The sequence below is a fragment of the Caulobacter sp. DWP3-1-3b2 genome, assembly GCF_049896325.1.
Taxonomy (GTDB): domain Bacteria; phylum Pseudomonadota; class Alphaproteobacteria; order Caulobacterales; family Caulobacteraceae; genus Caulobacter.
In genome coordinates, this window is the sequence record NZ_JAFCUB010000006.1 from 170,749 (window position 1) to 180,057 (window position 9,309).

General features: G+C 67.7%; 10 protein-coding genes. 6 read left to right on the top strand and 4 right to left on the bottom strand.

The genetic code is table 11. The annotated features are described in order from the left end of the window. Positions 1-160: 160 nt before the first annotated feature. The 4 genes from ACP7AG_RS06935 to ACP7AG_RS06950 form a co-directional block, all read right to left on the bottom strand. Positions 161-1,525 (bottom strand): serine hydrolase domain-containing protein, encoded by a 1,365-nt coding sequence (locus ACP7AG_RS06935; protein WP_426030280.1) that lies wholly within the window; start codon positions 1,523-1,525, stop codon positions 161-163. Positions 1,526-1,528: 3 nt separating this feature from the next. After that, complete coding sequence (gene parC / locus ACP7AG_RS06940) at positions 1,529-3,808, bottom strand: DNA topoisomerase IV subunit A (protein WP_426030282.1); 2,280 nt, start codon at positions 3,806-3,808, stop codon at positions 1,529-1,531. A gap of 212 nt (positions 3,809-4,020) precedes the next feature. Next, positions 4,021-4,752 (bottom strand): DNA repair protein RecO, encoded by a 732-nt coding sequence (gene recO / locus ACP7AG_RS06945; RefSeq protein ID WP_426011931.1) that lies wholly within the window; start codon positions 4,750-4,752, stop codon positions 4,021-4,023. Positions 4,753-4,765: 13 nt separating this feature from the next. Beyond that, positions 4,766-5,185 carry an NUDIX domain-containing protein gene (locus tag ACP7AG_RS06950; RefSeq protein WP_426030284.1) on the bottom strand — a complete coding sequence of 140 codons (420 nt, stop codon included), beginning with the start codon at positions 5,183-5,185 and terminating at the stop codon, positions 4,766-4,768. A gap of 55 nt (positions 5,186-5,240) precedes the next feature. Here ACP7AG_RS06950 and pyrE point away from each other — a divergent pair, with 55 nt between their 5' ends. From pyrE to rnc, 6 genes are all read left to right on the top strand, one after another. Then, positions 5,241-5,825, top strand: coding sequence for an orotate phosphoribosyltransferase (gene pyrE / locus ACP7AG_RS06955; protein WP_426011934.1), 585 nt, complete (start codon positions 5,241-5,243; stop codon positions 5,823-5,825). Between the two features lie 5 nt (positions 5,826-5,830). Further along, positions 5,831-6,586: a pyridoxine 5'-phosphate synthase gene (locus tag ACP7AG_RS06960; protein ID WP_426030285.1), complete on the top strand. Its 756-nt coding sequence runs from the start codon at positions 5,831-5,833 to the stop codon at positions 6,584-6,586. After that, positions 6,583-7,005: a holo-ACP synthase gene (gene acpS / locus ACP7AG_RS06965; RefSeq protein WP_426030286.1), complete on the top strand. Its 423-nt coding sequence runs from the start codon at positions 6,583-6,585 to the stop codon at positions 7,003-7,005. Before ACP7AG_RS06960 ends, acpS begins: the two co-directional genes overlap by 4 nt. A 171-nt stretch (positions 7,006-7,176) precedes the next feature. After that, complete coding sequence (locus tag ACP7AG_RS06970; RefSeq protein ID WP_426011939.1) at positions 7,177-7,353, top strand: hypothetical protein; 177 nt, start codon at positions 7,177-7,179, stop codon at positions 7,351-7,353. A gap of 121 nt (positions 7,354-7,474) precedes the next feature. Further along, positions 7,475-8,323, top strand: a complete 849-nt coding sequence (gene lepB / locus ACP7AG_RS06975) for a signal peptidase I (RefSeq protein ID WP_426030287.1) — start codon at positions 7,475-7,477, stop codon at positions 8,321-8,323. After that, on the top strand, positions 8,320-9,033 hold the full coding sequence (gene rnc, locus ACP7AG_RS06980; RefSeq protein ID WP_426030289.1) for a ribonuclease III: 714 nt from the start codon (positions 8,320-8,322) through the stop codon (positions 9,031-9,033). The genes lepB and rnc overlap by 4 nt, the downstream gene beginning before the upstream one ends. The last annotated feature ends 276 nt before the right edge of the window (positions 9,034-9,309 follow it).

Consider the following 9,309-nt stretch of genomic DNA (forward strand, 5'->3'; position numbering starts at 1 on the left):
CGAACCGGAACCACTTCGCTCGAAAAATGCTCTGGCGTTGTAAATTTCCCCGCTCGAAGGGAAGGTCGGCGAAACGCCCTGGGGTTCAACCTGGGGCGTTTTGCGTTCTTCTGTTGCTGGCGGCGGCCGGCGGGCAGCGGGAAGACGGGGCCGCAGTCCTCTACTGTGTCGCGGCGTTAAGGCGCGCTTCCTTGACGGGCGGCCGCTCTAGGGCCTGGTAGACGACCGTCCGGGTTGTGGCGTCGAGGCCCGAGCCGACGCCGCCCAGCCGCTGGATCATGCCGATGAAAAACAGGTCGTTGGCCGGATCGATCCAGAACCAGGTGCCGGCGCTGCCGCCCCAGCTGATGGTGCCCGGGCCGACCGGCGCGCCGGAGGCGGCAGGGTCAACCGCCACCGCTACGTCCAGTCCATAACCCATGCCCGCGCCGAACGGGAAGGGCTTGGCGCCCGGATGCAGCACATTGGCGGTGCCGTTGGTGGTGATCTGGAAGCTGGCCGGCAGGTGGTTGAGTCGCATCAGGGCCACGGTCTCGGGCTCCAGGATCCGCACCCCGTCCAGGTCGCCGCCATTCAGGATCATCTGGGCGAAACGCGCGAAATCGCCGGCTGTGGACAGCAACCCGCCTCCGCCCGACGGCGCGGCTGGGGGCTTGCTAATGTCGCGCCAAGGACCTTCGCTGGCCGGGATCAGGCGGCCGGTGGCCGGATCGGCGTCGTAGACGGCCGCCAGCCGAGGCAGCTTCTCAGGCGGCGCCCAGAAGGCGGTGTCCTTCATGCCCAGGGGCGCGAAAATCCGCTCCTCCATGAAGACCGGCAGGCTCTGGCCCGACAGCTTCTCGACGATATAGCCCTGGATGTCGGCGGCCACGCTGTAGCGCCAGACCGTGCCCGGCTGGGCGTACATGGGCAGCATGGCCACCTTCTGGACCATGGCGTGCAAGCTGTCGGACTGCAGCACCCCGGCTCGGAAATAGGACTGGTCGGCGACGCTGCCTGGATCATCAGCGATGCCATAGGCGAAGCCCGCCGTGTGGGTCATCAGCTCCCGCATGGTCGGCGAGCGCGAGACGGGGGTCAGGATCGGCCGACCCTCGGCGTCGACGCCAGAGGCGACGCGCAGATTGGCCAGCTCGGGCACATGGAGGCTGACCGGATCGTCCAGCTTCCACTTGCCTTCCTGGTATAGGATCAGCATCGCCACGCCGGTGACCGGCTTGGTCTCCGAGCGGATGCGGAAGATCGCGTCGGCGGGCATGGCCTCGCCGGTCTCCAGGCTGCGCTTGCCGAAGGTCTTCAGCGACACGACATGGCCGTGGCGGCCCAGCAAGGTGACGCCGCCGGCGATCTGGCCCTGATCAACCAAGGCTTGCATCGTCTCGTCCAGCTTCTTGAGCTTCTGGGCGGAAAAGCCCACCGCCTCGGGGGCCTTGGCGTGCGGCAGGGGCGCGGCCAAGACCGCGCCGCCGGCCCCCAGGCCCAGCAGCGCGGCGAGCGCAGCGGCGGTCTTGCGTATGAACCCCATCGGCTATTTCGGCCTAAATCGCTTGGAGGTCGGGAACCCCTTGGGTGACAGCTTGCCCCCGCCCGCCCGTCGACCGACCCACTCTTTCCATTCGGTCCAGTCGCGGCGGCGACCGGCGGTGTCGATCCAGAAGGCGCCGGCCTCGGCGTTGAACGAGATGGCGTCGCGCAGCCCGCCCTCGCGATAGGCCTGCAGCTTGACCCCTTTGCCGCGCGGCATTTCCGGCAGCTCTTCAAGCGGGAAGATCAGGATCTTGCCGTTGTCGCCGACCACCGCGATCTGGTCGCCCACGGCTTCCAGGCAGAAGGCCGCGCCGGAGGCGTCGACCGTCAGCACCTGCTTGCCGGCCTTGCGGTTGGCTAGGGCCTCTTCTTCCGGCAGCAGGAAGCCGTAGCCCTGTTTCGAGGCCATGAAGCGCTTGCGCCCGGCCTTGAACGGGAAGACGTCGATGATCTTCACCTTGTCGTCCAGCTCGATCATCATCCGCACCGGCTCACCATGGCCCCGTGCCGATGGCAGGGCCGCGCAGCCCAGAGTGAAGAACCGGCCGTCAGAGGTGAACAGCAAAAGCTTGTCGGTGGTCTCGGCCGGGACCAGGAAGCCGAGCTTGTCGCCCTCCTTGAACTTAAGCTCCGACGGGTCCTCGACCTTGCCCTTGGCGGCGCGGATCCAGCCGCGCTCCGACAGGATGACGGTGATCGGCTCGCGAACGATCATCGCTTCAAGCGCCGCCTCGGCGTCGACGACAGGAGCGTCGGCGAAGATCGAGCGACCAATGACACCCGTCGCACGGCCCGCCTTGTCCAGCGGGTGCTTGATCTTCAGAAGCACGGCGCGCACCTGGCGCAGGCCCGTGCCGACCAGGGTCCACTGCTGTTTGTCGCTGGCCAGCATGGCCAGGATGCCGTCGCGTTCTTCCACGAGCTGGGCGTGCTCGCGGCGGATCTCCATCTCCTCCAGCTTGGCCAGCTGGCGCAGGCGGGTGTTGAGGATGGCGTCGGCCTGGAGGTCGCTTAGCGCGAAGGCGGCCATCAGCTTTTGCTTGGGTTCGTCCTCGTACCGGACGATACGAATCACCTCGTCGAGATTGAGGTAGGCGATCAGCAGGCCGTCCAGGATATGCAGGCGGGCTTCGATCTTGGCCAGCCGGTTGCGCGCCCGGCGGGTCAGCACGTCGCGGCGGTGGGCCAGGAAGGCGATCAGGCACGACTTGATGCCCATCACCCCCGGCGTGCCGCGCGCGTCCAGCACATTGATATTGACCGGGAAGCGGTTTTCCAGGGCCGAGAGCTTGAACAGGCTCTCCATCAGCACTTCGGGCTCGACGTTCTTGGACTTCGGTTCCAGCACCAGCCGGATGTCCTCGGCGCTCTCGTCGCGCACGTCGCCCAGCAGGGCCGCCTTCTTGCTCTCGATCAAGTCGGCCAGTTGCTCGACCAGGTCGGACTTCTTGACCTGATACGGAATCTCGGTGACGACGATCTGGTAGGTCCCGCGACCGGTTTCCTCGCGCTCCCACTTGGCGCGGGTGCGCACGCCGCCGCGACCGGTCTCGTAGGTCTCGAGCAAGGAAGCGGCCGACTCGACGATGACGCCGCCGGTCGGAAAGTCGGGGCCCGGCACGCGTTCCAGGATCTCGGCCGTGGTCGCCTCGGGCTTGGAGAGCAGCAGCAGGCAGGCGTCGATCAACTCGGCCGGATTGTGCGGCGGGATCGAAGTGGCCATGCCCACGGCGATGCCCGACGAGCCGTTGGCCAGCAGGTTGGGGAAGCCCGACGGCAGGACCACCGGCTCCTCATCCTGGCCGTCATAGGAAGGCTTGAAATCGACCGCGTCCTCGTCGATGCCGTCCAGCAGCAGCATGGCCGCAGCGGTCATCTTGCACTCGGTGTAGCGCATGGCGGCGGGGTTATCGCCGTCGATATTGCCGAAATTGCCCTGTCCGTCGACCAGCGGCACCCGCTGGGAAAAGTCCTGGGCCAGGCGCACCAGGGCGTCGTAGATCGACTGGTCGCCGTGCGGGTGGAAATTACCCATCACCTCGCCGACCACCTTGGCGCACTTGCGCGCGCCGCCCTCGGGGTTGAGGCGCATGTTGTTCATCGCGTGCAGCACGCGGCGGTGCACGGGCTTGAGGCCGTCGCGCACGTCGGGCAGGGCCCGCGAGCCGATCGTCGACAGCGCATAGGCCAGGTAGCGCTTTGACAGCGCCTCGGTCAGCGGCTCATCGAGAATGCGATCGCCGTCGCCGGGACCGCCAGGGGGAAGGACTGGTTTGTTCATCTTGAGGATTCGTTACGCGTGAAGGGCACAGTAGCAGAAGTGTAGGATGGGCTTCGAGAGTTTGGCGATGGTGGCTCACTCACTTGCCCCCACCTGGCGACTGCGTCGCCTGTCCGCTCCCATAGGGGGCGGAGTTCGCGCGATTTGAGCTCCGCCCCCTATGGGGGCGGACAGACCGCGAAGCGGTCAGGTGGGGGCACGTGAGTGAGCCACTAAAGTCGCCCCGCCTCCCCCAGCCGATCCAGCAGCCACACCCTCGCCGGCGGCAGCGGTTTGTTCAACGGGTGAAAGACGAACTGCTCGAGGAAGTGGCCGGTGATGTCGAGCCCCGCCTTGACGTCGCCCGAGGCCAGCCCGCCCTGGGCCGACAGCATGAACGGCGGGAGGGGCAGAAGCTTGTCGTGATAGGGCGCGCCCGCCGCCCGGCTGACCGCCCGACCCGTGCGCGGGCTGACATAGACCAGGTCGTCCAACGACCCCGTCGAGGCGCATTTGGACAGGTCCAGGCCAAAGCCCAGGTCCTGCAGCAGCCCCGCCTCGAACCGCACATAGACCGCCGGCCAGATCTCGGGGATGGCCAGGGCTGCGAGCATCGCCTCCATCGCGTGGAACGCTCCCGGATGCGGCTCGCGCTCGGGCAAGGCGCCGGCCGCGACCGAGGCGGCGGCGGAAAGACCCGCCAAGGCCAGGGGTTCGTCGAACAGCGACGAGGGCCCCTCGCCGATCGGCTCCAGGGTCGCGGCCCCCAGTTGGTCGGACATCCGGGCGCGATAGCGGGCGATGACTCGCGCGCCGGCCTGCAGGAACGGCTTCATCCGCCGCGAGGCCGCGCCGGCCACATGGGCGGCGAACTTGCCACGGTCCTGGGTCAGAAGCTCGACGATCGCCCCGGTCTCGCCGTGCACGCGCGCCGACAGCACAAAGGCCTCGTCTTCCCATTCCATCCGGCGCGCCTCGTTAGGTGAGAAGCTGTCTTACCGCATCCTGGGTCGCGAGGGTCAACGGGCTGGGCAGATCGTCGAGCGCGAACCACCCCCAGGCCTCAAGCGCTGCGGGTTCCTGGATCACCGGCTCACCCACGCAGCCGTCGGCCCGGTAGGTCACCGCAACCCAGTGGGAGTCTTCGGCGATCATGTCAGTGACGCACAGCACTGGACCGGCGACGACGGTGATCCCGAGCTCTTCAAGAATCTCCCGCTCGGCGCAGGCCCGCGCGCTTTCGCCCCAGTCCAGTTTGCCGCCAGGCTGGCCCCAGTGGCCGGCTTCCGGCTGACGGCGGCGCTTGACTAGCAGGAGGCGGCCTTGCGTGTCGAGGATAGCCGCGCCGCAGCCTATGCGGGGACGAAGGGGTTCGCCGGGTGATTCCGAGCTGCTCATCAGCGCTTTCTACAGCGTTTGTAGACTCGACCCCATCCGCCTATATCCAGCCCTCATGACCAACGACGACGTCCTCGACGAATTCCGCGCCGCCGGCGCCCTGCGCGAAGGCCATTTCGTGCTGTCCAGCGGCCTGCACAGCCCGGTCTTCCTGCAGAAGAACCTGGTGTTCATGCGACCCGAGCGCTGCGAGCGCCTGTGCAAGGCGCTGGCGCAGAAGATCATCGCCACGGTGGGCCAGCCCGACGTGGCCGTGTCACCGGCTGTGGGCGGGATCATCCCCGGCTACGAGACGGCCCGCTGGCTGGACGTCGCCTCGATCTATGTCGAGCGCGAGGGCGGCAGCTTCAAGTTCCGCCGCGGCTTTCACCTGGAGCCCGGGCAGAAGGTCGTGATGGTCGAGGACATCGTCACCACCGGCCTGTCGTCGCGCGAATGCATCGCCGCGATCCAGGACGCCGGGGGCGACGTGATCGCCGCGGCCTGCATCGTCGATCGCTCGGGCGGCAAGGTCGATGTCGGCGTGCCCCTGGTGTCGCTGTGCAGCCTGGAGGTGCCGGCCTATCCGGCCGACGCCCTGCCCCCCGAACTGGCCGCCATCCCGATCGAGGACCCGGGCAGCCGGCGGCTGAGGGGCTGACGAACATGCTGCGACTCGGCGTCAATATCGATCACGTGGCCACGATCCGCAACGCGCGCGGGTCCAGCTATCCAGAGCCGGTGCGGGCTGCCGAACTGGCCCTGGCGGCCGGCGCCGACGGCATCACCGCCCACCTGCGCGAGGACCGCCGCCACATCAGCGACGCCGACATCGCCCTGCTCAACAACCTCTGCCTCAAGCGTGGCAAGCCGCTGAACTTCGAGATGGCGGTCACTGACGAGATGGTCGGCATCGCCCTGGCCGCTCGCCCCCACGCCGCCTGCCTGGTGCCCGAGCGCCGCGAGGAGGTCACCACCGAGGGCGGGCTGGACGTGGTGCGGGGTCAGAACCGCATCGCCGACGCGACCGCCCGCCTGCGCACCGTCGGGGCGCGGGTGTCACTGTTCATCGAGGCCGATCCCGCCCAGATCCAGGCCTCGGCCGACGTCGGCGCCCAGGTGGTCGAACTGCACACCGGGGCCTATTGCGACGCCGCCCGCGATGGTCACGCCGACCGCGCCGCCGCCATCCTCGAACGTCTGAAGGCCGGCGCGGTCCTGGCGCAAAGTCTCGGCCTTGAGGTCCATGCCGGCCACGGCATCGACTACGCCACCCTCAAACCGATTGCCGCCATCCCGCAGATCGCCGAACTCAACATCGGCCATTTCCTGATTGGCGAGGCGATCTTCGTTGGCCTGCCCCAGGCCATCCTGCGCATGCGGACCCTGATGGACGCCGCCCGCCTGGACGCCGCGGCATGATCATCGGCATCGGCTCGGACCTGTGCGACATCAGGCGGATCGAGAAGTCTCTCGAACGGTTCGGCGACCGCTTTACCCACAAGGTCTTCACCGAGACCGAACGCAGGCGGTCCGAGCGCAAGCCCGACCGCGCCAGCAGCTACGCCAAGCGCTTCGCCGCCAAGGAAGCCTGCGCCAAGGCCCTGGGCACAGGCCTGAAGGGCGGCGTACATTTGGCCGGCATGGGGGTGATCAACCTGCCGTCCGGCAAGCCGACCCTGGCCCTGACCGGCGGCGCGGCGGACTGCCTGGCCGAACTGACGCCGCCGGGCATGACCGCCGTGGTCCACCTGTCCCTGACCGACGATCACCCCTACGCCCAGGCCTTCGTGATCATCGAGGCGATAACGCCTCCCCCTGTGGGGGAGGGGCCGGTGTAGCCGACGGAGGGAGGAGTGATCGGCAGGTAGTCACGGGCAAGATCGCGCGTCCTAAAACGCCCCCCACCGGTCGCTGTGCGACCACCTCCCCCACGGGGGGAGGACTTCGGCCCTGCTCTTGCAGCTTGACCGTGAAGGCGTCTGGAACGGCGCCGTTGTGGGACGGGGCTCATGACTTTCTGGGTGGATGTCGAAACCAGGACACGCCGCAAACCGCGCGCGGCGTCTCGTGACGCGATCCAGGCGCGCAAGCCGTTGATGCCCTGGCAAAAGCGGCCGTTCGCCTGGCTGCTGGTCGGGTGGAGCGCGTTCGCCCTGATCCTGCTGGCGATCTTCGCCACAATTTGAGTCCATTTTTTCAGGTCAAGCTTGGCGGGCGGGCGCGCCATACTTGCTCCCGTCGTAAAGCCCGTCTAGCTAGGCGCGTCGGGTTCGCCCGAGGCCCATTCCGTCGAGAGCCCCTTCGCGCATGACCGACACCGCCGACACCCCGACCGCCGACGAGCCGAACGGCGCGGTCAAGGAGTTCCTGGAGATCGTCAAGACGGTCGCCTATGCCTTGGGCATCGCCCTGGTGCTGCGGGTGCTGCTGTTCCAGCCGTTCACGATCCCGTCGGCCTCGATGGAGCCCAATCTCTACCAGGGCGACTACATTATCGTGTCGAAGTACAGCTATGGCTGGTCTAAGCACTCGATCCCGTTCAGCCCGCCGCTGTTCAACGGTCGGATCCTGGACCACACCCCGCGGCGCGGCGACATCGTGGTGTTCAAACTGCCGCGCGATATCAAGATGGACTATATCAAGCGCCTGATCGGCCTGCCTGGCGACAAGGTTCAGGTGCGCGGCGGCGTGGTCTATATCAACGGCACGGCCCTGGAGCGCACGGCGCTGCCGCCGGCCATGGTCAATACGGGCTACAACATCATCAGCGCCAGCCGCTTCGAGGAGACCAATCCCGAGGGCCGCAAATACACCACCCAGGACTACGGCCCCGACGGCGAGAGCGACAATACCGGCGTCTATATCGTGCCGGAAGGCTGCTACTTCTTCATGGGCGACAACCGCGACAACAGCCTGGACAGCCGCTTCAACCCCGGGATCTCGCCGTTCAAGACCGGCTCTGGCGTCTGCAAGTGGGACTACGCCAACGACCAGTATATCGGGCTGCAGCAAGGTGTGGGCTTCGTCCCGGCCGAGAACCTGGAAGGCCGCGCCCAGCTGATCCTGCTGTCGTGGAACGCCGACGCCCATCTGTTCAAGCCTTGGACCTGGTTCACCGAGGCGCGGCCTAGCCGCTTCTTCCGCGTCCTCAAATGACAGATCGGCGCGCCGTCGCCGTCGGCGACCTGGAGCGCCGGATCGGTCACACGTTCCAGGATCGCAAGCTGCTGGAACTGGCCCTGACCCACGCCAGCGTCGGGGACGGGGCCAAGAAGGCCGGCGACAAGGTTGGCGACAACGAGGTGCTGGAGTTCATCGGCGACCGCGTGCTGGGCCTGCTCGCCGCCGAGGCCCTGGCCGAGCGCTTCCCCAATGCCAAAGAGGGCGAATTGGCTCCGCGCCTGAACGCCCTGGTCAGTCGCGAGACCTGCGCGCGGGTGGCTCGCGCCGCCGAGATGGGCCCTGCCCTGCGCCTGTCGGCCTCGTCCAGCAAGATCGGCGGCCGCGAGACCGACTCGATCCTGGCCGGCGCCGCCGAAGCGCTGATGGCGGCCCTCTATCGCGACGGCGGACTTGAGCTCGCGCGCCGGGTGTTCCTCGACCTGTGGTCCGGCGAGTTCGACCTGGCCAACCAAGGCAAGCCCCGCGACCCCAAGACCGCCCTCCAGGAATGGGCCCAGGCCCAAGGCAAGCCCCTGCCGACCTACGCCGTCAAGGACCGCAAGGGGCCTGATCATGCGCCAGTGTTTACGGTGGCGGTGACGGTGGTGGGGCTAGACCCGGTGCTGGCCGAGGGACGCTCGCGGCAGGAGGCCGAGAAGGCTGCGGCCAAGGCGCTGCTGGAGCGCGAGGGCGCGGGGATTTAGGTCCTCCCCCTGTGGGGGAGATGGTCGCGCAGCGACCGGTGGGGGGCGTTTTACGACGCTCGATCCTGCCCATGATCACCTGCCGATCACTCCCCCCTCCGTCGGCTTCGTCGACACCTCCCCCACAGGGCTAGCAGATTCACACATGTCTGAGGGCGGCCTGTAAGTTAGCCAGGGTCCAGCCGCATTTGCGGTCCTGGAGGCTGCGCCAACCGCGTAGCATGACGATGGGGCCGGGCTTGCCGTAGTAGCCGGTCCAGCCGCCCAGTCGGGCGC

What these genes read in the sequence shown, in the direction of transcription:
- ACP7AG_RS06935 (WP_426030280.1), bottom strand. Translation starts at nt 1,525, where the DNA reads ATGGGGTTCATACGCAAGACCGCCGCTGCGCTCGCCGCGCTGCTGGGC.
- parC (WP_426030282.1), bottom strand. Translation starts at nt 3,808, where the DNA reads ATGAACAAACCAGTCCTTCCCCCTGGCGGTCCCGGCGACGGCGATCGC.
- recO (WP_426011931.1), bottom strand. Translation starts at nt 4,752, where the DNA reads ATGGAATGGGAAGACGAGGCCTTTGTGCTGTCGGCGCGCGTGCACGGC.
- ACP7AG_RS06950 (WP_426030284.1), bottom strand. Translation starts at nt 5,185, where the DNA reads ATGAGCAGCTCGGAATCACCCGGCGAACCCCTTCGTCCCCGCATAGGC.
- pyrE (WP_426011934.1), top strand. Translation starts at nt 5,241, where the DNA reads ATGACCAACGACGACGTCCTCGACGAATTCCGCGCCGCCGGCGCCCTG.
- ACP7AG_RS06960 (WP_426030285.1), top strand. Translation starts at nt 5,831, where the DNA reads ATGCTGCGACTCGGCGTCAATATCGATCACGTGGCCACGATCCGCAAC.
- acpS (WP_426030286.1), top strand. Translation starts at nt 6,583, where the DNA reads ATGATCATCGGCATCGGCTCGGACCTGTGCGACATCAGGCGGATCGAG.
- ACP7AG_RS06970 (WP_426011939.1), top strand. Translation starts at nt 7,177, where the DNA reads ATGACTTTCTGGGTGGATGTCGAAACCAGGACACGCCGCAAACCGCGC.
- lepB (WP_426030287.1), top strand. Translation starts at nt 7,475, where the DNA reads ATGACCGACACCGCCGACACCCCGACCGCCGACGAGCCGAACGGCGCG.
- rnc (WP_426030289.1), top strand. Translation starts at nt 8,320, where the DNA reads ATGACAGATCGGCGCGCCGTCGCCGTCGGCGACCTGGAGCGCCGGATC.